General features: G+C 69.8%; 19 protein-coding genes. 11 read left to right on the forward strand and 8 right to left on the reverse strand.

Going from position 1 to position 20,649, the window contains the following annotated elements; all coding sequences use genetic code 11:
* Positions 1–19 precede the first annotated feature (19 nt).
* Together AC1DYN_RS03850 and chrA are read left to right on the forward strand one after the other, a co-directional pair.
* Complete coding sequence (locus tag AC1DYN_RS03850) at positions 20–964, forward strand: chromate resistance protein ChrB domain-containing protein (RefSeq protein WP_477957785.1); 945 nt, start codon at positions 20–22, stop codon at positions 962–964.
* On the forward strand, positions 961–2,313 hold the full coding sequence (gene chrA, locus AC1DYN_RS03855) for a chromate efflux transporter (protein WP_477957786.1): 1,353 nt from the start codon (positions 961–963) through the stop codon (positions 2,311–2,313). The genes AC1DYN_RS03850 and chrA overlap by 4 nt, the downstream gene beginning before the upstream one ends.
* Here the strand turns inward: chrA and AC1DYN_RS03860 are convergent.
* The 3 genes from AC1DYN_RS03860 to AC1DYN_RS03870 all read right to left on the reverse strand — a co-directional run bounded on the left by AC1DYN_RS03860 (position 2,255) and on the right by AC1DYN_RS03870 (position 7,066).
* Entirely contained in the window at positions 2,255–3,679 is a 1,425-nt protein-coding gene (locus AC1DYN_RS03860) for a sensor histidine kinase (protein ID WP_477957787.1), read from the reverse strand. The two genes, chrA and AC1DYN_RS03860, sit on opposite strands and share 59 nt — an antisense overlap.
* A 111-nt stretch (positions 3,680–3,790) precedes the next feature.
* Complete coding sequence (locus tag AC1DYN_RS03865; RefSeq protein WP_477957788.1) at positions 3,791–5,467, reverse strand: BamA/TamA family outer membrane protein; 1,677 nt, start codon at positions 5,465–5,467, stop codon at positions 3,791–3,793.
* Between the two features lie 24 nt (positions 5,468–5,491).
* On the reverse strand, positions 5,492–7,066 hold the full coding sequence (locus AC1DYN_RS03870) for an ArnT family glycosyltransferase (RefSeq protein WP_477957789.1): 1,575 nt from the start codon (positions 7,064–7,066) through the stop codon (positions 5,492–5,494).
* A gap of 167 nt (positions 7,067–7,233) precedes the next feature.
* Here AC1DYN_RS03870 and AC1DYN_RS03875 point away from each other — a divergent pair, with 167 nt between their 5' ends.
* From AC1DYN_RS03875 to AC1DYN_RS03890, 4 genes are read left to right on the forward strand one after another with little or no spacing between them, the layout of a single operon-like run.
* The gene (locus AC1DYN_RS03875) at positions 7,234–8,127 is read left to right on the forward strand and encodes a DUF6662 family protein (protein ID WP_477957790.1); all 894 of its coding nucleotides are present in this window, start codon (positions 7,234–7,236) and stop codon (positions 8,125–8,127) included.
* A 12-nt stretch (positions 8,128–8,139) separates the two neighbouring features.
* Positions 8,140–8,685 carry an FMN-binding protein gene (locus AC1DYN_RS03880; protein WP_477957791.1) on the forward strand — a complete coding sequence of 182 codons (546 nt, stop codon included), beginning with the start codon at positions 8,140–8,142 and terminating at the stop codon, positions 8,683–8,685.
* Between the two features lie 10 nt (positions 8,686–8,695).
* Positions 8,696–9,502 carry an FAD:protein FMN transferase gene (locus AC1DYN_RS03885; protein WP_477957792.1) on the forward strand — a complete coding sequence of 269 codons (807 nt, stop codon included), beginning with the start codon at positions 8,696–8,698 and terminating at the stop codon, positions 9,500–9,502.
* Positions 9,499–9,933, forward strand: a complete 435-nt coding sequence (locus AC1DYN_RS03890; RefSeq protein WP_477957793.1) for a hypothetical protein — start codon at positions 9,499–9,501, stop codon at positions 9,931–9,933. The genes AC1DYN_RS03885 and AC1DYN_RS03890 overlap by 4 nt, the downstream gene beginning before the upstream one ends.
* A 28-nt stretch (positions 9,934–9,961) precedes the next feature.
* On the opposite strand, the gene AC1DYN_RS03895 is transcribed toward AC1DYN_RS03890, so the two are convergent.
* From AC1DYN_RS03895 to AC1DYN_RS03910, 4 genes are all read right to left on the reverse strand, one after another.
* On the reverse strand, positions 9,962–10,693 hold the full coding sequence (locus AC1DYN_RS03895) for an SH3 domain-containing protein (protein WP_477957794.1): 732 nt from the start codon (positions 10,691–10,693) through the stop codon (positions 9,962–9,964).
* Positions 10,683–11,639, reverse strand: coding sequence for a hypothetical protein (locus AC1DYN_RS03900; protein WP_477957795.1), 957 nt, complete (start codon positions 11,637–11,639; stop codon positions 10,683–10,685). The genes AC1DYN_RS03895 and AC1DYN_RS03900 overlap by 11 nt, the downstream gene beginning before the upstream one ends.
* 142 nt (positions 11,640–11,781) lie before the next feature.
* Positions 11,782–12,441 carry a phosphoribosyltransferase gene (locus tag AC1DYN_RS03905; protein ID WP_477957796.1) on the reverse strand — a complete coding sequence of 220 codons (660 nt, stop codon included), beginning with the start codon at positions 12,439–12,441 and terminating at the stop codon, positions 11,782–11,784.
* 3 nt (positions 12,442–12,444) lie between these two features.
* Positions 12,445–13,413, reverse strand: a complete 969-nt coding sequence (locus AC1DYN_RS03910) for a glycoside hydrolase family 16 protein (RefSeq protein ID WP_477957797.1) — start codon at positions 13,411–13,413, stop codon at positions 12,445–12,447.
* Positions 13,414–13,620: 207 nt separating this feature from the next.
* Here AC1DYN_RS03910 and AC1DYN_RS03915 point away from each other — a divergent pair, with 207 nt between their 5' ends.
* The 4 genes from AC1DYN_RS03915 to pssA all read left to right on the forward strand — a co-directional run bounded on the left by AC1DYN_RS03915 (position 13,621) and on the right by pssA (position 18,710).
* Positions 13,621–14,670: a LacI family DNA-binding transcriptional regulator gene (locus AC1DYN_RS03915; protein ID WP_477957813.1), complete on the forward strand. Its 1,050-nt coding sequence runs from the start codon at positions 13,621–13,623 to the stop codon at positions 14,668–14,670.
* A 171-nt stretch (positions 14,671–14,841) separates the two neighbouring features.
* Entirely contained in the window at positions 14,842–17,628 is a 2,787-nt protein-coding gene (locus AC1DYN_RS03920) for an AbfB domain-containing protein (RefSeq protein ID WP_477957798.1), read from the forward strand.
* A 168-nt stretch (positions 17,629–17,796) separates the two neighbouring features.
* Entirely contained in the window at positions 17,797–17,946 is a 150-nt protein-coding gene (locus AC1DYN_RS03925) for a hypothetical protein (RefSeq protein ID WP_477957799.1), read from the forward strand.
* Between the two features lie 149 nt (positions 17,947–18,095).
* Complete coding sequence (pssA, locus tag AC1DYN_RS03930) at positions 18,096–18,710, forward strand: CDP-diacylglycerol--serine O-phosphatidyltransferase (protein WP_477957800.1); 615 nt, start codon at positions 18,096–18,098, stop codon at positions 18,708–18,710.
* Here pssA and AC1DYN_RS03935 read toward each other — a convergent pair.
* A complete protein-coding gene (locus AC1DYN_RS03935; RefSeq protein ID WP_477957801.1) occupies positions 18,707–19,669 on the reverse strand; it encodes a LysR family transcriptional regulator in 963 nt (320 codons plus the stop codon). The genes pssA and AC1DYN_RS03935 overlap by 4 nt on opposite strands.
* A gap of 111 nt (positions 19,670–19,780) precedes the next feature.
* On the opposite strand from AC1DYN_RS03935, the gene AC1DYN_RS03940 reads away from it, so the two are divergent.
* On the forward strand, positions 19,781–20,638 hold the full coding sequence (locus AC1DYN_RS03940) for an oxidoreductase (RefSeq protein WP_477957802.1): 858 nt from the start codon (positions 19,781–19,783) through the stop codon (positions 20,636–20,638).
* Positions 20,639–20,649 lie beyond the last annotated feature (11 nt).

Genomic DNA, 20,649 nt, shown 5'->3' on the forward strand with positions numbered 1-20,649 from the left:
GTTGCGTGATACTTGCTACATGAACGGGTGGCTGATCCTGACCGCAACGCTTCCGACCCACCCCAGCGCGCTGCGGGTCCGCGTCTGGCGGGCCTTGAAGGCGACCGGTGCGGGAACTCTGCGCGAAGGCGTCTATGTTCTCCCCACCGGCGCCCCGACGGCACAAGCCCTTTGGGGCATCGAGCGAAGCATCGCCGAGGCAGGTGCCGACGCGCACATGCTGGTGGTCCAGGCCCGTGACGAGGCACAGGAGAAGTCGTTTCGGGCCCTGTTCGAGCGTTCCGACCTCTATGCCGAGTTGCTGCAATCCGTCAAGGAAGCCCGAGGCGCCATCAGGACGGCCACCGAGGTCGAACTGCACAAGAGCCTTCGAGCACTCGAACAGCAGCTTAAGGCCATCCAGGCCAGTGATTTCTTCCCCGGCAAGGCCGGCGAGAAGGCCGCCGGTGCCCTTGCCGCGCTCCGGCGTGAAGTGGAGTTGCACCTGTCGCCCGGCGAGCCTGCCTCGGCCGAAGCAGATGTCCGGCGCCTGCCGGTCGAGGACTTCCAGGGGCGAACCTGGGCGACGCGCAAGCGGCCCTGGGTCGACCGCCTCGCCACTGCCTGGCTGGTGCGGCGTTTCGTGGACAAGTCTCCAAGGTTCGTCTGGCTTGCCGACCCCAGGAAGTGCCCGAAGTCTGCGCTCGGCTTCGACTTCGACGGCGCCCGGTTCACTCACGTGGGCGACAAGGTCACTTTCGAGGTCGTCGCGCACACCTTCGGCCTCGATGAGGACGCTGCACTCCAACGCATGGGCCAGCTGGTGCACTGCATCGACGTTGGAGGCATCTCCGTCGACGAGGCTGCCGGTGTCGAGATGATGGTTCGAGGCCTGCAGGCACAACACGGCAACGACGACGCGCTGCTCGCGGCCTCGTGCACCTTCTTCGACACCCTGTACGCCGCACTGCGGCTCGCCAGATGACCGACATCCCCACCACCAGCCCGGACGCAGCGCCCGAACCGGTCTCCTTCGGCCAGGCATTTGCCTATTGGCTCAAGCTCGGGTTCATCAGCTTTGGCGGGCCGGCCGGTCAGATTGCCATCATGCACGAGGAGCTGGTCGAGCGACGTCGCTGGATTTCGGAGAACCGCTTCCTGCACGCGCTGAACTACTGCATGGTGCTGCCCGGTCCCGAGGCACAGCAGCTGGCCACCTACATCGGCTGGCTCATGCACCGGACCTGGGGCGGCATCGTCGCCGGCGGCCTGTTCGTGCTGCCGTCGCTGTTCATCCTCATCGCCTTGTCCTGGGTCTACATGGCCTTCGGCACGGTCCCTGCGGTGGCAGGTCTCTTCTACGGCATCAAGCCTGCGGTCACGGCCATCGTCGTGTCGGCCGCGACTCGCATCGGCTCGCGTGCATTGAAGAACAGCTGGCTCTGGGGCATCGCGGTGGCAGCCTTCATCGCCATCTTCGCGCTGAACCTGCCGTTCCCGCTCATCGTCCTGGGGGCGGGCCTCGCAGGATATTTCGGTGGCCGCCATGCACCCGGGAAATTCGCGGCCGGCGCAGGCCATGGCAAGGCGGCCCAGGGCTTCGGCGCAGCCATCATCGACGACCACACGCCCACGCCGGCGCATGCGCTCTTCACATGGAAGCGCTTCTGGCGCGTCCTCGCCGCGTGCCTCGGGTCGTGGGCGGTTGCGCTCGCAGGGCTGATCCTCTTCCATGGCTGGGACGGCGTTCTCACGCAAATGGCGTGGTTCTTCACCAAGGCTGCACTGTTGACGTTCGGTGGCGCCTACGCAGTGCTGCCCTATGTCTATCAAGGCGCCGTGGACCACTACCACTGGCTCACCGGGCTGCAGATGATCGACGGGCTGGCACTCGGGGAGACGACGCCGGGCCCGCTCATCATGGTCGTCTCGTTCGTCGGCTTCGTCGGCGGCTGGACGAAGGCCATCCTCGGAACGGACTCGCTGTTCCTGTCCGGCGCGATTGCGGCGGTGGTCGTCACCTTCTTCACCTTCCTGCCGTCGTTCCTCTTCATCCTGCTCGGCGGCCCCTTCATCGAGTCAACGCACGGCAACCTGAAGTTCACGGCACCGCTGACCGGCATCACCGCTGCAGTCGTGGGCGTCATCGGCAACCTCGCCGTGTTCTTCGCTTACCACGTGCTGTGGCCGGCGGGCCTGTCGGGACGCTTCGAGTGGCCGGCGGCCGTCATCGGCATTGCCGCGGCAATCGCATTGATCCGCTTCAAGGTCGGCGTCATCCCGGTGGTTCTCGTATCGGGCCTGTGCGGCCTGGCGCTGAGCCTCGCACCCTGATGGCTCCTTGCGCCGTTGGAACGATCTGCGGGAACACGACCCGGACCTCCAGCCCGCCATGTCCCGTCGGGGTGTGCAGGCTGACGCTCGCGTGGTGGCGTTCGGCGATCGCGCGCACGATGGCCAGGCCCAGTCCGCTGCCGCCGCCTTCGGGGGCGAGGGAATGCGCGTCCGCGCCCCGGTAGAAGCGGTCGAACACCCGTTCGCGCTCGGCCACCGGGATGCCCGGGCCGTTGTCGACGATGCGAAGACGGGGTCGCCCGTCCTGCAGGTCTGCATCGACGTCGACCACGCCGCCCGGCGGCGTGTACCGCAGCGCGTTCTCGACCAGGTTGTCGAGCAGCACGCGCAGCTGATGGGCGTCGGCCTGCACGGCGATGTTGGAACCCACGCGCGCCCCGAGGTCGATGCGGCACAGCTCGGCCTTCAGCGAGAAGTCCGAGACAGCGCAGCGCACCAGGTCGTCCAGGCTGACCTGCTCGACGCGCATGACCTGGCCATCGGGCTCCGAGCGCGCCACGGCCAACAACTGCTGCACCATCCGCTCCGAGCGGATCACCCCCTGCTCCAGTTCGTCCAGCGCATCCTGGCGCGCGGCCGGGCTGTCCGAACGGCGCAGCAGGTGCACCTGCAGGCGCAGCGCCGTCACCGGCGTGCGCAGCTCGTGCGCGGCATCGGCGAGGAAGCGCCGCTGCGCCGAGAACGCTTCCGACAGGCGGCCGAGCAGCTCGTTGATCGACTGCACCAGCGGCTTGATCTCGCGCGGCACGCCGTCGGTGGCGATCGGCAGCATCGAACGCGCGCTGCGCGCCGCCACGTCGCGTGCCGCATCCCCCAGCGGCTGCAGGCCGCGGCGCAGCCCGAACAACAGCAGGCCGCCGAGCACGACGACCAGCGCCAGCATCGGCGGGAACACCTTGGCCGCCGATTCGGCGGCCATCTGGTGCCGCTGCGACACGCGCTGCGCCGCTTGCGCGACGCCGTCGGCGGCCACGCTCGAATGGACGATCCAGGCCTCGCCGTCGACGTCCAGGCGGGCCAGGCCCTCGGTCCGCGAGAACGGCAGCTTCACGCGCGGGTCCGACGCATAGACGCGCACGCCGTCGGCGGTCCAGGTGAGCGTGACGATCTCGACGTCCTCGGGCGTGTCGCTGCGCTCGGGCAACACCAGCGCATCGTGGCGGCTCGCATCATAGGCCGCCCGGTGATAGCGTGCGATCGACTGCGCGACGTTCTTCAGGTCGGCGTCGAACACCTCGTTCATCTCGTCCAGCGTGACCACGTAGGTGACGATCGCGACCAGCAGGCCCCCCAGCAGCAGGGCGCCCATCAGCCAGGCCAGCAGGGTGCGTTCGATCGAGCGCATCAGCGTTGCGTCGCCGGGACTCTCATGGCGAAGAGGTGGAAGTTGTCCATCGGGGGGCGGCCATGTTGCGCCGTCCGGCCTTAGCCGCGACTTAGAGCCCCGGCCTGCGGCTCAGAAGCTGCGCTTGGCCTCGACGATGAACTGCACCCGCTTGATCGACTTGTCGCCGTCCATCGGGAAGGCCGCGTCCACGTGGACGACGGTGCCCAGGCCCGAGCGGCTGTTGCCCAGGCGCAGCCCGACGCCGGCGTCGCGCAGCAGGCCCTGGGCCGAGTCGCCCGGCAGCACCCCGTCCCAGGTGCGGCCCATGTCGTAGAACACCGCGCCGCCGACGTGGAACAGCCGGAACGGGAACCAGTCGGAGAAGGCGCGCTGCTCGATCGTGGCCAGCCAGCGCCCGCTGCCGCTCTGGTAGCGCAACGGGTAGCCGCGCAGCCCGGTGTCGCCGCCGAGCGTGATCTGCTGGTCGGGGTCGAGGCGCACGCCGCGGTCGATGCCGATGCTGGCGAACAGCGTGCGTTGCGGCGATTGCCGCAGGTACCAGCGCGCCGACAGCTTGAACAGCCCGCCGCTCACGCCTTCGCGTTCGACGCGACCTTCGGCGGTGCCCGCCAGCAGCCAGGTCTGCGACGGGCTCGTCATCCAGCCCTTCGAGAAGCCGGTGTCGAACACGCCGGCGCTGCGGTCGGAGCCGAGCCGGCTCGAGGCCGCGCCGAGCCGGCCGCGCACGTTCCAGCCCAGCGCGATGTCCTCGGTCTTGCCGATCTGGTCCTGGTTGTGCGTCGCGATGAACTGGTCCTCGACCCAGCCGAAGCCGACCCACGGGTACAGCAGCCGCCGCCCGGCCGGCGCGACGCTGGCGATGCCCGGGTCGGACAGCGTCGCGTAGCGGCGCTCGTCGAAGCTCAGGCCGGCCGTCCAGCGCAGCGCGGCGCCGTCGTGCAGGCCGTCGGACCGGCCGAACCAGGCGGTGGCCCGCCGGTCGCGCACGTCGTACTGGTTGACGACCTGGCCTTGCGAATAGACCGAGTCCACGCGGCGCTCGTCGCGCAGCGAGAGGCCGCCGGCGCGCCGCGTGTCCAGCGCATAGAAGGGCTGTTCCAGTGCCAGCTTCTGCGCGCGCCCGTCGCTGTTGTCGTCGTATTCGCCGAACAGCGTCCAGCGGCTGCCGAACAGCTGGTTGTCCTGGTAGGACAGGGCCTTGGACCGGCGGTCGACGCCCGAGCTGATGTCCAGCCCGACCTGCTTGCCCAGCCCCAGCAGGTTGGTCTCCTGGATGCCGATGCTGCTGCTGTTGCGCCCGCCCTTGCGGCCGAACGAGATGCCCGGCTTCAGCGTCCACACGTCCTGCGTCGACACCACGAGGTCGACCGTGCCGTCGTGCACCGCGGCCACGCGGATGCCGGCGTCGCGCAGGTAGCCGTCGGCGCGCAGCGCGCGCTCCGATTCGCGCAGCAGCCGGGCGTCGTAGCGGTCGCCGGGCTTGAACAGCAGCTGCTGCTCGATGGTCTCGCGGCGCGTCTGGATGTGCAGCCAGTTGGCGAAGCGGAACAGGGCGTTGTCCTCTTCGTCGAGACGGGTGTCGAAGATGTCGAGGTTGTCGATGCGGATCTCGCCGATGACCGCGCCGGATCGTTCCAGGCTCTCGTCGGTCGGCAGGTCGGCGACCGCGGCGGCAGGGGCCTCGTCGCCGGCCTGCGAGGCCGACGGGTACGACGCTGCCCAGGCGACCAGCGCGGCGAGCAGGCCGGCAGGAAGGGCAGGGAGGCGGTGGATCGGGCTCGGCATGGACGCACTGTGCGGAGCCAAGGATTAGTCGCTCCTTAAGCGGCGCGACTCAGTGCCCCGGATCGTGGGGGATTGCACGCAAAGCGGCCCGGTGAGGTGCAGCAGCGTGAAGCCGCCGACCACGGTGCGTTCCGTGACGCAACCAAGCTGCGCCAGGGCGCCTGTGTCCTCCTGGCGCAGGACGATGAATCCGCCGCTTGCAGCGACGCGCTCCAGCGCCTCGGCGGCGCTGCCCGCAAACTGGGCCTGGCCGCCGCTGTAGAACGATGCGGAGTCCATCCGTTCCGTCACGAACACCAACGGCTCGTTGCCTCGAGGGCGATGGGCTGCCCACGCGCCGACCACCTCCTTGGCGGAGCGGGCGTTGAACAAGCCGGTGTGTTCGGCTTGCACGGCGGTCGCCAGCGCGCCGCCTGTCGACACCACGAGGCCTGCGACGACCCACGCCTGCATGCGTGCTGCCCCGACGCGTCCGCGCAGCCATTGGCTGGTCCACAAGGCCATCGCCGGCAGGGCGGGCAAGGCGTACGGCAGGATGATGTTGCGCGCGGCCGTGAAGAACACCAGCGGGGCGAGCGACCAGCAGGCGAGGTAGAGGCGCCACGAGCGCGGGTCGGCATCCAGGCCGTGCAGGTCGGGCGTGGAGGTCCTGCGCTCGAGGGCGACCGCGAACAGCACCAGCGGCCACGGCAGCGTCGACGCCAGCGCGAAGATCCAGATCGTGCCGGGCGGGAAGGCATGGGCGAATCCGTAGCGGTCTCCCGACCACCCGGGGGTGACGAAGCGGTGCCAATGTTCCCCGACGATGAAATAGTCGAGGAAGCCCGGCGTCTTCAGCTCCGCCGCGATGTACCAGCAGCCCGCGACCGCCGCCGACAGGGCCAGCCCGATGAGCCACGGCACGTCGTCCCACACGCGGCGCAGCTGCCGCGTTCCCGCGGCCCATGCCAGCGTGGGCAGGCCGACCAGCAGCAGGACGAGCGGGCCCTTGGCCAGCAGACCCACCGCCAGGCCGACGAACAGGAATGCGCATCCGGTGCGGCGGCGCGGCCCGTGCAAGGCCTGCCAGAGGCCGCTCATCGCCAGCGTCGTGCCGACCACGAGCGCCTCGTCGGTCATCACGGCACCGGCCGCGAGCAGCGACAGGGCCGCACCGGCGAGCAGGGCGACGCAAGCCAGCGGCGGCGTGTCGCGGCGAGAGCTTGCGAGTCGCCCGCAGAGCACGGCGACGACGACCATGCACAGGAAGTGAGGCAGCCGCGCTGCGAACTCGTTGACGCCGAAGCACTTCATGCTCAGGGCGGTCAGCCAGAACGACAACGGCGGCTTGGCCCAGAACGGAACACCGCGGTCGTGCCACGGCGTGATCCAGTCGTTGAGCTCGAGCATCTTGCGGCTGACCTCTGCATAGCGCGCCTCGGTCGTGTCCATCAGCGGCAGCCACGCCATGCCGAGAAGGCGCAACAGCACCAGGGCACAGACCAGCAGCAGCAAGGCACGGGTCGTGCGCTCGACGGCACCGCGGTCGAACGCAGGGGCGCGTGCAACCGAGGCGTCTGCCGCCGCGATCGGCAGCTCGGGACTCAGCGGGAAGCTCATCGAACCGATGTTGGTCCGGTGCGCTTAGCCAAGCCTTAACGGCGCCTTAGGCGAGGCTTAAGAGGCACGTCGACGCGGCGCGCGGGGCCGTGGCGTGCCGCGGAGGCTCCTCGCTAGAATATGAGTGAAAGTAATTCGCATTTGCCTTCACTCAGCCTGGAACCTTCATGTCCCTGCTTCGCCTGTCCCTGCTCGGTGCCGTTGCGCTCGCCTTGTCCGTGTCCGCGCACGCCGATGAAAACCTGTTCGGCTACGTGCGCGGTGCCGAGACCTTGCCCAAGGGAGAGGCCGAGTTCTACCAGTGGGTCACGCAGCGCTCGAACAAGGGCGCGGGTACCTACCGCGCGATCGACACCAAGTCGGAGATCGAGTACGGCGTCACCGACCGCTTCCAGGTGTCGGCGGAGCTCAACGGCCTGGGCATCAACACCTCGGGCCTCGTGATCAACGGCTACCTGCCGCGCGACGAGAAATACGGCCTGCGCCTGCAGGGCATCGAACTGGGCGTCAAGTACAACTTCCTGAGCCCGGCGAAGGACGACTTCGGCCTGTCGATGACGAGCAGCCTGGAGTACGGCTTCCTCGACGTGCACTCCGGCCAGAAGAAGCGCGAGATCGAGTTCGAGACCCAGCTGCAGGCGCAGAAGTACTTCATGGAAGGCCAGCTCGTCTGGGTCGGCAACGTGGGCCTGCGCGCCGCCTACGAGAAACGCAAGGCGATCGCCGACCTGCCGGACGGCTACGACTGGCCGACCGATCCGGAGATGGAGATCAACTTCAAGTACGGCACCGGCCTGTCGTACCGCTTCGCGCCGGGCTGGTTCATCGGCGCCGAGGCGGTGCACGAGACCGAGTACGAGACCGAGGTCGGCCTCGAACGCTGGTCGCTGTTTGCCGGGCCTTCGCTGCATTGGGCCGGACAGCAATGGTGGGCGACCCTGACCGCCTTCAAGCAGGTGCGCGGCGGCGGCGAGCGCTACGACGGCCAGTCCGATGCGCATCTGCACTTGATCGAGAAGACCAAGAACGAAGTGCGCATCAAGGTCGGCTACAACTTCTGAGGTGCATGCAGCATGAAGGCACGCGACTGGTCGGTGTTCCTGTTGCCGGGCGTTGCGCTGGTGACGCCGGCCTTTGCAGTCGACTACCTCAGCGCCGCGCAGGCGCAGACCCTGTTGTTCCCCGCGGCGAAGGATTTCGTCGAGCAGCCGCTGAAGTTCAACGACGAGCAGCGGGACCGCATCAAGTCGGCCTCCGGCCTGCGCCAGCGGTGGGATGAGCAGAAGGTCTGGCGCGTCGAGCGCGATGGCGCGCTGCAGGGCTGGATGCTCGTCGACGAGGTCATCGGCAAGCACGAGTTCATCACCTATGCCACCGCGATCTCGCCGGACGGGCACGTGCTGGGCGTGGAGATCATGAGCTACCGCGAGACGCATGGCGGCCAGGTGCGCGATGCCGCCTGGCGCAAGTCGCTGGTGGGCAAGACCCTGGCGGATCCCTTCAAGCTCGACCAGGACGTGCCCAACATCAGCGGCGCGACGCTGTCGTGCCGCAACGTGATGGACGGCGTGAAGAGGCTGCTGGCCATCCACAAGTTGTTCCTGGCCCCCCATGCCTGAAGCACGCCGCATGCGTCCACTGCTCGGCACCTATGTCGAGGTGGCGGCGCGTGCCGATTCGCAGGCCGACGCGGAGCGCGGCCTGCGGCTTGCCTTCGAGGCGATCGACGAGGTGCAGGGGCACATGAGTTTCCACGCCCCGGCCAGCGACCTGACACGCCTGAACCGTGCGCCGGGGCGCGACGTGGTGCTGCATCCGCTGACGCTGCGCGTGCTGCGCCTGGCGCGCGCCGCGATGCGTGCGAGTGGCGGCGCCTTCGACTGCACCGTCGGCGGCCTGCTGGTGCGCCAGGGCGCGCTGCCGGACCACGGTGGGCCGGCCCCGCTGCCGCGCGGGACCGATGCCGACATCGTCATCGGTCGCGGCCGGGCACGACTGCGGCGGCCGGTGCGGCTGACGCTGGACGGCATTGCCAAGGGCTTCGCGGTCGACCATGCGATCCGCCGCATGCAGGGATGCGGCGTGGCCAGCGGCTGGGTCAATGCCGGCGGCGACCTGCGCGTGTTCGGCGACCTCGCGTTGCCGGTGCACCGGCGCGAACTCGACGGCACGCTGCAGCCGCTGGGCACATTGCGCGATGCGGCCGTCGCCAGCACGCGCGTCAGTGAACCGGGGGCGGCGGATGAGTCCTTCCCCGCCTGCATCGTCGCGCCGCCGGCCCGGCAGGCGCAGCCCGGCGTGTGGACGGTGCTCGCGCGCACGGCCTGGCGTGCCGATGCCCTGACGAAGGTGGCTGCCACCGCGGTCGCCAGCGAGCGCCGCGGGCGGATAGAGCAACTGGGCGGCAGCCTGATCGAGCCGGGGGGCTGCGCATGAAAGGCTATCCGCGCTGGTTCGTGCCGGCCCTCGTCGGGGCCATGCTGCTGATGCTGCTCAGCGGCGCGCTGCTGGCGCCGACCACGCTGGTCCTGCGTGCCGAGCTGACCCTGCCCTGGCGGCTGGCGTCGGGTGCGCGCATCGGCTGGGCGGCCGCGCATGCGGCCGGTGGTTTTGCGCTGCTGATGCTGGTGGGAGCGCTGTGGAGCGTCCACATGCGATCGGGCTGGCGCCGTCGCCGCCAGCGCGCCAGCGGCTTGGTGCTGGGCGTGCTGCTGCTGGCGCTGGCGGCGAGCGCGGTGATCATCTACTACGCCGGCGACGAGGCCATCGGCACGGCCGCCGCCTTCCTGCACCTGGGCCTGGGCCTGCTGCTGGTGCTGCCGTTCGGCTGGCACTGGCTGAGAGGCCGAGGCAGCCGGGCCGCCTGACGGGCATCGCTCGGGATGCCGGGCGGCGTCACCGTCGCGTCTCGCCGCCCGAGCAGCTGGTTTCCTGCAGCGCGCAAAGCCGGTCGACCCAGGCGCGCAAGCGCCCGGCGGGCAACCCCGCGCGGGCCGCCGGCGTCACGACCAGCGCGCGGCGCACGTCGTCGGGCAGGCGATCGGGCGCGAACTCGACCTGCGCCCATGCCCCTTTGCAGTCCACCAGCTGTCCCGCCGAGACCATCGCGTCGTTGTCGAAGCTCTCGCCATCGCCCAGCTTCAACCAGGTGGGCGAGCCTGCATCCGGGCGGGCATGGCCGCGCACCGCCTGCGACTTCACCGTGAGCTTGCGTCCGCTGACCCAGCCTTCGCCGCCGAACATCGGCCGTGCGGGCTGGCCGGTGAGCGCCTCGTTGTCGCGCGCCCGGGCGATGCGGAACCAGCCGTCGCTCACGCCGAGCACCTCGACCTCGACGCGCACGCGCAAGCCGCCGTTCGCCTCGTCGACGAGCGTCGGCGGCAGCGTGCCCAGCACGGGTGCCTGCGTGCCGGCGGCGGCCCGCACGTTCAGTCCCGCGGGGTCGGTCTCTTCGACGAAGGCGCCGAAGCTGCATGCCGTGCGGGCCGGTGCGGCGGTCGCGGCCGGGGCCGAGGCCGTGCCGGGGCCGGCGATGACCGGCGCGTTCGACATGCAGCCGATCAGCAGCGCGCACGCGGCGAGTCCGCCGGAGACCGTGCCCCGGCGGGATGCGGCTTCAGCGCGCATTGATGAGGACATAGCAGAACGAGGTGGGTTGCCCGAGCGTGGCGAGGAACTGCGCGTAGATGTCCTTCGGCAAGGTCTGGCAACCGGCCGACCAGGTGTTCACGTCGCGCGTCGCGATGTCGCCGCCGCGGTGGATGTACATCGAGCGGCCGGCGCCCTTGGCGTCGATGCGCTTCGGGTCGTCGCGCAGGAAGAAGCCGTCGCCGTTGGTGTCGCGCTCGGCCACCTGGTCGGTCGACGACTGGAAGGCGCGGCCGCCCAGGAAGCCACCCAGCTTCTCACGGAACACGTAGGTGCCTTCGACCAGCCGTCCGGCATCGGCGATGCCGTCCTTGTCGATGTCGACGCCATCGGCCTTCTTGAACTTCACGTCGGCGTAGCGCGCATCGACGCGCGTGCCGTTGGCTGCCGGCGCGGCACGCTGGGCGTACTGCGCACCAGGCTCGGTGCAGCCGGGGAAGAACCGGGCCGACCGCAGGCCGCCGCGGCCGTTCAGCACGACGATGTGGTCGTCGTAGAGACCTCTTCCGTTGTTGGCGAGCGTGGAGGTGTCCCGGCGCAAGGCCACCACCAGCGGGCGCCCTTCGCGCAGCGCCCGGCGGGCCGCCGCAGCACCTCGTTGGCGGACCAGGCTCGCGCAGTAGGCATAGCCCAGGCGGGGCGAGAAGAACGGCAGGCGCGGCATCGGCGGCTTCTGCGAGCGCTGCGTCGACCAGGTGAACAGCAAGGCCGTGCCCCGCGGCCGGCTGCGCAGCGCATCCCGCGTGGCGGGGCGCAGGCCCTCGAGGATCAGGGCGCCCCAGGCGGCGCCCAGCTCGTCGCCCAGGCGCCGCGAGCGGGCATCCCACAGCGCCAGCGCCGCGTCGACGTCGGTGACGGCGAGGGATGTGAACTCTTCGGTGAGCTGGTCGAGGTCGGGTTCGAAGTCGTGGGTTGGCGTGGGCATCGTCATTCGTCCGCAAGCGCATCGCAGCCGCGATGCCGTCGGTCGATTATGAAAGTGCCCAGCGGGACGGCAGGCGCCATTCGGCGGCGACTCGTGACGAAGTGAAACGGATGCACCCCCGCTTTGCGGGGGCTGGCGCAGGTCAGCGGCGGTGGGAGCTGCGTGCCGCCTGCAGCAACGCCCGCACCTCGTCGTCACCGGTCTGCGAGAAATCCTCGTACCAGCAGCCGACCGCGCGGAACGGCTCGGGCTGGGTGGCACAGACCACCTCGTCGGCATCGCGGCGCAAGGCTTCGCAGGTCTCGCGCGCGCCCGTCGGCACCGCGACCACCGTGCGCGCCGGTTGCAGCGCGCGCAAGGCCAGCAAGGCCGCGCGCATCGTCGAGCCGGTGGCCAGGCCGTCGTCGACCAGCAGCACCGTGCGCCCGTCGACCGCGAGCGGGGGCCAGCCCTCGCGGTACAGCTGCTCGCGGCGTGCCAGTTCGAGTTGCTCGGCTTGCACCACCGCGTCGATCTCGTCCGGCCCGATGCCCAGCATCCGCACCACGCCGTCGTTCATCACGCGCAGGCCGCCGCTCGCGATCGCGCCCATCGCGAACTCGCCCTGGCCGGGCACGCCCAGCTTGCGCACGACGAAGACGTCCAGCGGAACCTGCAGCGCGAGTGCGACCTCGTAGCCGACCGGCACGCCGCCGCGCGGCAGTGCGAGCACCAGCACGTCGGATCGCCGCGCATGGGCCGACAGCTTGCGGGACAGCACGCGCCCCGCGTCGCGGCGGTCGCTGAACAACGGATCGCGCATGGCTCAGCGCTTCTGCCAGACCTTCACGTAGTCGACCTCCATGCTGACCGGAAAGATGGTGTCGTCCACCGCACCGCCCATGTCGCCGCCGATGGCCAGGTTCAGCAGCAGGTACTGCGGCTTGTCGAAGGGCCAGCTGGCCGTGCCCTGATGCTTGTTGGTGTAGGTGTGGAAGGGCTTGTTGTCAACGCCGATCACCAGGCTCTCGGGCGTCCAGGTCAGCTGGTAGTTGTGGAAGGCCGTGCAGGCGTCGCTGACCTGCGTCTGGCTGCCGTCGCCGAAGGTGCCGGCGGTCGACGTGGTGTGGATCGTGCCTTCGATCGCGGTCGGGTTCTTGCCGACCTGTTCCATGATGTCGATCTCGCCGCCGGCCGGCCACGCGCCGGTCGTGCCCAGCATCCAGATCGCCGGCCAGGTGCCGCGGCCGCAGGGCAGCTTGGCGCGGATCTCGAAGAAGCCGTAGGTCCAGCTGGCCTTGCCGTTGGTGATCAGCCGGGCCGAGCTGTAGTCCTGGCCGCCGTAGTCCTTCGCGCTCGTGAGCCGTTCCTTGCGCGCGGTGATCACCAGCTTGCCGTCGGCGATGCGCGAGTTCTCGGGGCGTGCCACGGCGTAGTACTGCAGCTCGTTGTTGTACCAGCCCGTCGCGTTGGCCTCGGTGTCGTAGACCCACTTGCCGGCGTCCGGCAGCGTGCCGGTGTCGAAGTCGTCGGACCAGACGAGCGAGTAGCCTGCCGGCGCGTTGTCCGGCGCGGGCGAAGGAGCGGGAGCAGGCGCAGGCGCAGGCGCAGGAGCAGGAGCGGGAGCAGGAGCAGGAGCAGGAGCAGGAGCAGGAGCAGGAGCAGGCGGTGTCGCGCCGACAGGTGCCGGTGCGGGCGTGTCGTCGCTGCCGCCGCAGGCGGCCAGGGCCAGCACGCCGGCGCACAGTGCCGCGGCACGTGCCAGTGAATGACGCAGGGTGGGGTGGGTGTGCATGGGTTTTCCTCCGGCGCGCAGCATGGCGCATGCGCTGCCCGAAAGCCGCAAGCAAGGCGTGAAGAGCGCTACACCATGTAGCCGCTCCCGTACCATAGCGGTGCCTCGCCGCCCGATTATTAGCAAACAGCCGCAGCAGCCATGCCCGCCAAGTCTTCGACCCGGAGTGCCGGGAAGGCACCCGCCGAGCCCGGCCGTCGCGTCACGATGACCGACGTCGCGACGCAGGCCGCAGTCTCCCAGTCGACCGTGTCGCTGGTGCTGAACGGCATGACCGGCACCAAGCTGTCCGACGAGACGCGCGCCCGGGTGCTGCGGGTGGCCGCCGAACTCGGCTACCGGCTGCCCGACCGGCGCGCCGCCGCGCCGGTGCGCCGCGGTGCGGCCCGCAGCGCCGCCGCCAGCCCGCTGGTGCTCTACCTGGTCGACGAGATCTCCACCAGCCCGCACCCGGTGCTGTCGATCGACGGCGCGAAGGACGAGGCCTGGGCCCAGGGCGCTCTGGTGGCGGTGTTCGCGACCCGCTCCAATGCCGGCATCGAATCGGCCGTGCTCTCGGCCATGCTGGCCAACCCGGCGCTGGCCGGCGTCATCTACTCCACCATCTTCACGCGCGAGATCACCGTGCCGCCGCCGCTGCTGCGCGTGCCGACCGTTCTGTTGAACTGCCACGAGCCGGAAAAGACCCGCAGCGGCGGCGAGCCGCGGTTCTCGTCGGTCGAGCCGTCCGAGGTGCTGGGCGGCTTCGTCGCCACCGAAAGCCTGCTCGAGGCGGGCCACCGCCGCATCGCCTTCATCAACGGCGAACCCTGGATGGACGCCGCGCGCGACCGCCTGAAAGGCTATCGCCGCGCGCTCGCCACCGCCGACATCGCCTACGACGCCTCGCTGGTGCGCGAAGGCGACTGGCAGGTCGCCTCCGGCCACGAGCACACGCTGTCGCTGATGAAGCAGCCGCGCCCGCCGGGCGCGATCTTCTGCGCCAACGACCTGATGGCCGTCGGCTGCCTCGAAGCCCTGCGCCAGCTCGGCAGGCGCGTGCCGCAGGATGTCTCGGTGATCGGCTACGACGACCAGGAGATCGCGCGCCATACCAGCCCGCCGCTGTCGACGCTGGTGCTGCCCAACTACGAGATGGGCCGGCTGGCCGCCGAGATGCTGCTGGCGCAGATCGCCGCGCCCGACGGCCGGCGCCGCCGCGTCAAGGTCGACGGCCGCCTGGTGCCGCGCGGCACCGTCGCCGCGCCGGCGCGCTGAATCCCCCGCTGACCCTGTCGCTGTCACGGGTGCTTGCAAACCCCGGTAGCCAAGGTGCTGCCGTTTCACTAATATTTGTGGATTATTAGTGATGGCCGTGCGCCCGCACGAGCCGTCCGTCATCGAGCTGGCGCCGCAAACACCCGTTCCGAGGCAACAGAAGGAGACACGATGAAAACGACCTACCGGCGATGGCTGGCGAGCCTGCTCGTCCCATGGATCACCGCGGGCTGCGGTGGCGGATCCGACACGAGCCCTGCGGCCGAGGCGGCCGCGCACGAGACCGCGAAGGCAGCCGTCGCGCGGCTGACCACGCCGTGGACGGCGGCGGCCCTGCAGGCCCCGGTGCCGCTGCCCGAATACCCCCGCCCGCAGCTGACGCGCGGCGAGTGGCTGAACCTGAACGGCCTGTGGAGCTACAACGGCGGCAGTGCCGCGCCGAATGCCGACAACCCGCCCGCCACCGCGCCCGGCTTTCCGGCCAACCCGGAGCAGATTCGCGTGCCGTACCCGGTGGAGTCCTACCTGTCCGGCATCCAGCGGATGAACGAGCGCAACCTCTGGTACCGGCGCACCTTCACCGTGCCGGCCGGCTGGAACGGCCGGCGCGTGAAGCTGAACTTCGGCGCGGTCGACCGCAAGGCCACCGTCTACGTGAACGGCCGGCAGGTCGGCCAGCACAGCGGCGGCTACGACGCCTTCAGCTTCGACGTCACGCCCTTCCTGCGCAGCGGGAGCAACGAGCTGGTGGTGGGGGCCTTCGATCCGACCACGGGCGACGACATGCTGGGCAAGCAGACGCTGAGCCCCGGCGGCATCTTCTACACCCCCAGCTCGGGCATCTGGCAGACGGTGTGGCTGGAGCCGGTGGCGGCGCCGCACATCACGCGGCTGGACATGACGCCGGACGTGGCCGGCAACCGGCTGCGCATCACCGTGCGCGGCAGCAACCTGGCGGGGCAGGCGATCGAAGCGGTCGCGTCGAGCGGCGGCGTGCAGGTGGCCAGTGCGAGCGGCAGTGCCGACGCCGAGTTCAGCCTGCCGGTGCCGAACGCGCGCCTGTGGTCGCCCACCGATCCGTTCCTGTACGACCTGAAGGTCCGCGTGCGCAGCAACGGTGCGGTGGTCGACGAGGTCGGCAGCTACTTCGGCATGCGCTCGATCTCGATCGGCACCGTCGACGGCGTGCCGCGCCCACTGCTGAACGGCAAGTTCGTGTTCCAGTACGGCCCGCTCGACCAGGGCTTCTGGCCCGACGGCCTGTACACCGCGCCGACCGACGATGCGCTGAAGTCCGACCTGCAGGCCATCAAGGACCTGGGGTTGAACATGGTGCGCAAGCACATCAAGGTGGAGCCGCAGCGCTGGTTCTACTGGGCCGACCGGCTGGGGCTGCTGGTGTGGCAGGACATGCCGCATGCCTGGGACGCCGAGTCGAACGCCGCGGTGCGTGCGAAGGTCGAGGCCGAAGACCGCGAGATCGTCGACGAGCACCGTTCGTCGCCGGCCGTGGTGACGTGGGTGATCTTCAACGAGAGCTGGGGCGATTTCGACATGGTGCGCATGGCCAACCAGTTCAAGGCCTGGGACCCGAGCCGGTTGGTCAACACGCATTCGGGCATCAACTTCGCGCCGGGCGACCAGGGCGTGGGCGACCTGATCGACAACCACGACTACCCGGGCCCGAGCGCGCCGCCGTGGCAGCCGAACCGCGTGTCGGTGCTGGGCGAGTTCGGCGGCAACGGCCTGCGCGTCGACGGCCACATGTGGAACCCGGCGTCGACCTGCTGCTACAACCTGTACCCCGACTCGGCGACGCTGACCGGCGTCTACCTGTCGCAGGTCGACGGGCTGCGCGAGCTGGCCGCGACGAAGGGCTTGAGCGCGGCGGTGTACACCGAGATCTCCGACGTCGAGGACGAGTTGAACGGCTTCCTGACCTACGACCGCCAGGTGAAGAAGATGGACTTCGCGCAGCTGAAGACGGCGCACCAGGCGCTGATCGACGGCGTGCCTTACCTGCGGCGCGGCACCTCGTACGCGCTGCGCACCGTGACGCCGGGCGTGACCGACCGCTACCTGCGGCATGCGGACAGCCTGGGCGTGACCGAGGTGGTCGACGCGAGCAGCGCCGAGCTGCTGAAGAAGGACGCGTCGTGGAAGGTGGTCGACGGGCTGGCCGACGGCGCCTGCCTGTCCTTCGAATCGGTGAACCAGCCGGGGCAGTTCCTGCGCCACCAGGCCTGGCGGCTGCGCATCGATCCGAACGATGGCAGCGCGCTGTTCAAGGCCGATGCGACCTTCTGCCCGCGCAAGGCACTGGACGGCGGCACCGGCATCTCGCTGGAGTCGAAGAACTACCCGGGCCACTACGTGCGGCACGCCAACGCGCAGGTGTGGCTGAACGCGTTCCAGGACACGAGCGGCTTCCGGGCCGACGCGTCGTGGGCGCAGGCGAGCGGCTGGTGGCGCAGCAGCGTGCTGCTGCCGCTGGCGCAGATGCGTTCGCTGCGCGTGCTGACGCCGGGCTTCGACAACCGCTACCTGCGCCACCAGGACGACCTGGCGTTCACCGAGGTCGTCGACGCGGCGAGCGCCGACCTGCTGAAGCAGGACGCCAGCTGGCGCATCGTGGCGGGCTTGGCGGACGCGAGCTGCTACTCGTTCGAGTCGCGCAACTTCCCGGGCGAGTACCTGCGGCACAGTGCATCGCGCGTGCGCCGCGATGCATTGCAGGCCAGCGACCTGTACCGCGCCGACGCCACCTTCTGTGCGCAGGGCACGGCCAACGGCAGCGCCGGCACGCGCTTCGCGGCGTACAACTACCCGAACCGCTACCTGCGCCACTATGCGGCCGAGGTGTGGATCGCGGACGGGCAGGGCGGCAGCAGCTGGAACACGTCGGGCAGCTTCGGGGCCGACACGAAGTGGTCGGTGGAGGGCGCGTGGGCGCCTTGACGTTGAGCCGTCGTTGACCACGAAGGGCCTGCTCGAAACGCAGGCCCTTTTCGCTGGGGCAGTCGCGCTTGTCAGCGAGAGAGATCTGGTTGCTTCTGATCCATGCATAGTCCGTGCGGGACAACATCCCCGGTCACATCCTCAAAGCGATCCGAAAGGAAATCGAGAATGGCTAGCCGTATCTCAGGAAAACGCATCTCGTCCGGTGAGGAGTTGGGACTCAAGCTCCTCAAGTCCGTTCGCGAAATGACGGCAGGGCCCTTTGCCCGTGTGACCAAGGTCGAGCCGAACGAAGTGGTCCAGGAGTCGCTGGCGTGAACCTGAAGCGCAAGTTCAAGAGCGATGCATTCGAAGCCATCTATGCTTCGGCGGTTGCCTTGCACAGGGTGGGCGCCATGGACGCCGACGAGCTCAGGCAGTTCCGGCACTACACTGCCCGCCCCACCCCAACAATGGAGCGGACCCGCATGAAGCCGAAGCCGTTTTCGATGATCCGCGAGTTCCACCTCGCCGACTGGTTCACGCTGGGCAATGCCGTCTCGGGCACCGGGGCGCTGTTCTCGATGATGTCCTACCTGGCGACCGAGAACGTGCAGCACATCTTCTTCGCCTGCGCGCTGGTCGCGGCCGCACTGGTGTTCGACGTGCTGGACGGGCGCATCGCGCGCTGGCGCCAGAAGTCCTCGGCGATGGGCCGCGAGCTAGATTCGCTGGCCGACGTGATCTCGTTCGGTGTCGCGCCGGCCATCATCGCGTACGGCTGCGGCATGCGCGGCATGTACGACCGCATCCTGCTGGCCTACTTCGTGGCCTGCGGCGTGTCGCGGCTGGCGCGCTACAACGTGACCGCCGAGGCGATGTCGGGAGAAAGCGGCAAGGTCACCCATTTCGAAGGCACGCCGATCCCGACCTCGTTCGTGCTGGTGCTGCTGATGGGCATGGCCGCGGCCTACGGCGGTGTCGGCCCGACGCTGTGGGGCGGCGAGTGGCGCCTGGGCGGCCACGTGCTGCACCCGTTCGCGCTGCTGTTCGGGCTGTCGGGCTCGCTGATGATCAGCCGCATCCGCATCCCGAAGTTCTAGGCCTTCCTGCCGCGCCGCCGCGGTGCGGCGGCCAGTTCGTGCGGCTCCAGGAAGTACGCCGTGTTGCCCGCCACCCGTTCCACGACCAGGTCGATGAAGGCCCGCACCCGCGCCGGCTGCGCGATGCGGCTGCCGTAGTACAGGAACAGGTTCAGGTGCTCGGCGACGTGCTCGGTGAGCACCGGCACCAGCTGCCCGCTGCGCACCAGCGGCGCGGCCGTCGTCCCCACCAGCTGCCCGATCGCATGGCCCGCCACCACGGCATTGGCTTCGAGCTCGACGTCGTTGGTGCACAGCACCGGCGCGAAGTGGCGCGACACGATCTCGGCGCCGACGCGGAACTCCCACGGCATCACCTTGCCGTTGGACGGGTGCCGGAAACCGCTGCAGCGGTGCTGCGACAGCTCGTCGATGCTGCGCGGGGTGCCATGGCGCGCCAGGTAGCCGGGCGTGGCGCACACCACCAGCTGCAGCGGGAACAGCCGGCGCGAGACCACGCCGTCGTCGGGCGGCGTGCCGGCGCGGAAGCCGACGTCCACGCGGTCTTCCACCCAGTTGCCCAGCCGGTCGTCGAGCTGCACGTCGGGCTCGATGTCGGGATTGCGGCTGCAGAACTCGTCGAGCACCGGCCACAGCACCGGCAGCATCAGCGAGCGCGTCGCGACGATGCGCAGCGGGCCGGCGATCTCTTCGCGCCCGCGCCGCGCGCCGTGCAGCGCGCGCTGCAGCGTCGACAGCCCGGGTTGCGCCGCCTCGAGGAAATGGCTGCCTTCTTCGGTCAGGCTCAGGCGCCGTGTGGTGCGGTGGAACAGGCGCACACCCAGGTGCGATTCGAGCTGCGCGAGCGCCTGGCTGGCGGCCTGCGGCGTGATGGCCTGGGCGACGGCGGCCTGGCGCAGGCTGCCCAGCTCGGCCGCCTTGACGAAGGTCGAGATCGCGCGCAGTTCGTTGAAGGCCATGGACTGATTATCACGATTTGCTTGTGAATGTGTCCAGCGATCATGGGCTAGTCCGACGTCAATGGCCTGCCTACAGTCCGTTCACCCAACCACCTGCTGAAGGACTCGATCATGGCAAGCACTTCCGATTTCAAGCGCGTCTGGTTCATCACCGGTGCCGCACGCGGCATCGGCGCACGCATCGTCGAAGCGGCGCTCGCGCAGGGCGACGCGGTCGTCGCGACCTCGCGCGATGCCAGCACGATGGAACAGCGCTTCGGCGCGCAGCCCGGCCTGCTGCCGGTGGCACTGGACGTCACGTCCGAGGCGCAATCGGCCGCCGCGGTCGACGCCGCGCTGGCCCGCTTCGGCCGCATCGACGTGCTGGTCAACAACGCCGGCTTCGGCCTGCTGGGCGCGGTCGAGGAGGCCACGTCCGACGAGGTGCGCCGGCTGTACGAGACCAACGTCTTCGGGCTGCTGAACGTGACCCGCGCGGTGCTGCCGTCGATGCGTGCGCGCGGCCGCGGCCACGTGATCAACATCTCGTCGCTGGGCGGCTACCGCTCGGCGGCGGGCTTCGGCGTCTACTGCTCGACCAAGTTCGCGGTCGAGGGGCTGACCGAGGCGCTGCATGCCGAACTGGCGCCGCTGGGCATCCATGCCACGGTGGTGGAGCCGGGCTACTTCCGCACCGATTTCCTGGAGCAGTCGTCGCTGCTGGTGTCGCCGCGCATCCTGGGCGACTACGCGGCCAGTGCCGGCCAGGTGCGCGAGGCCGCCAGGCGCATCAGCCTGAACCAGCCGGGCGATCCGCAGCGGCTGGCGCAGGCGATGCTCGCGCTGGTGGGATCGGCGACGCCGCCGCTGCGCCTGCCGCTGGGCAGCGACACGCTGCAGACGATCAGCGACAAGCATGCGTTCGTCGAGCGCGAGACGGCGCTGTGGAAGAAGGTGGCGGCGTCGACGGATTTCCCGGCGGTGGCCTGACCCAGCGGCAG

It is taken from the genome of Rhizobacter sp. P2_D12, from assembly GCF_056404395.1.

Bases quoted from the DNA above. Each gene is read 5' to 3' on its own strand.
- AC1DYN_RS03890 (WP_477957793.1), top strand. From the start codon at position 9,499: ATGAAAGGCTATCCGCGCTGGTTCGTGCCGGCCCTCGTCGGGGCCATG.
- AC1DYN_RS03910 (WP_477957797.1), bottom strand. From the start codon at position 13,413: ATGCACACCCACCCCACCCTGCGTCATTCACTGGCACGTGCCGCGGCA.
- AC1DYN_RS03915 (WP_477957813.1), top strand. From the start codon at position 13,621: ATGACCGACGTCGCGACGCAGGCCGCAGTCTCCCAGTCGACCGTGTCG.
- AC1DYN_RS03905 (WP_477957796.1), bottom strand. From the start codon at position 12,441: ATGCGCGATCCGTTGTTCAGCGACCGCCGCGACGCGGGGCGCGTGCTG.
- chrA (WP_477957786.1), top strand. From the start codon at position 961: ATGACCGACATCCCCACCACCAGCCCGGACGCAGCGCCCGAACCGGTC.
- AC1DYN_RS03875 (WP_477957790.1), top strand. From the start codon at position 7,234: ATGTCCCTGCTTCGCCTGTCCCTGCTCGGTGCCGTTGCGCTCGCCTTG.
- AC1DYN_RS03880 (WP_477957791.1), top strand. From the start codon at position 8,140: ATGAAGGCACGCGACTGGTCGGTGTTCCTGTTGCCGGGCGTTGCGCTG.
- AC1DYN_RS03900 (WP_477957795.1), bottom strand. From the start codon at position 11,639: ATGCCCACGCCAACCCACGACTTCGAACCCGACCTCGACCAGCTCACC.
- AC1DYN_RS03885 (WP_477957792.1), top strand. From the start codon at position 8,696: ATGCGTCCACTGCTCGGCACCTATGTCGAGGTGGCGGCGCGTGCCGAT.
- pssA (WP_477957800.1), top strand. From the start codon at position 18,096: ATGAAGCCGAAGCCGTTTTCGATGATCCGCGAGTTCCACCTCGCCGAC.
- AC1DYN_RS03895 (WP_477957794.1), bottom strand. From the start codon at position 10,693: ATGCGCGCTGAAGCCGCATCCCGCCGGGGCACGGTCTCCGGCGGACTC.
- AC1DYN_RS03870 (WP_477957789.1), bottom strand. From the start codon at position 7,066: ATGAGCTTCCCGCTGAGTCCCGAGCTGCCGATCGCGGCGGCAGACGCC.
- AC1DYN_RS03860 (WP_477957787.1), bottom strand. From the start codon at position 3,679: ATGCGCTCGATCGAACGCACCCTGCTGGCCTGGCTGATGGGCGCCCTG.
- AC1DYN_RS03935 (WP_477957801.1), bottom strand. From the start codon at position 19,669: ATGGCCTTCAACGAACTGCGCGCGATCTCGACCTTCGTCAAGGCGGCC.
- AC1DYN_RS03920 (WP_477957798.1), top strand. From the start codon at position 14,842: ATGAAAACGACCTACCGGCGATGGCTGGCGAGCCTGCTCGTCCCATGG.
- AC1DYN_RS03850 (WP_477957785.1), top strand. From the start codon at position 20: ATGAACGGGTGGCTGATCCTGACCGCAACGCTTCCGACCCACCCCAGC.
- AC1DYN_RS03940 (WP_477957802.1), top strand. From the start codon at position 19,781: ATGGCAAGCACTTCCGATTTCAAGCGCGTCTGGTTCATCACCGGTGCC.
- AC1DYN_RS03865 (WP_477957788.1), bottom strand. From the start codon at position 5,467: ATGCCGAGCCCGATCCACCGCCTCCCTGCCCTTCCTGCCGGCCTGCTC.
- AC1DYN_RS03925 (WP_477957799.1), top strand. From the start codon at position 17,797: ATGGCTAGCCGTATCTCAGGAAAACGCATCTCGTCCGGTGAGGAGTTG.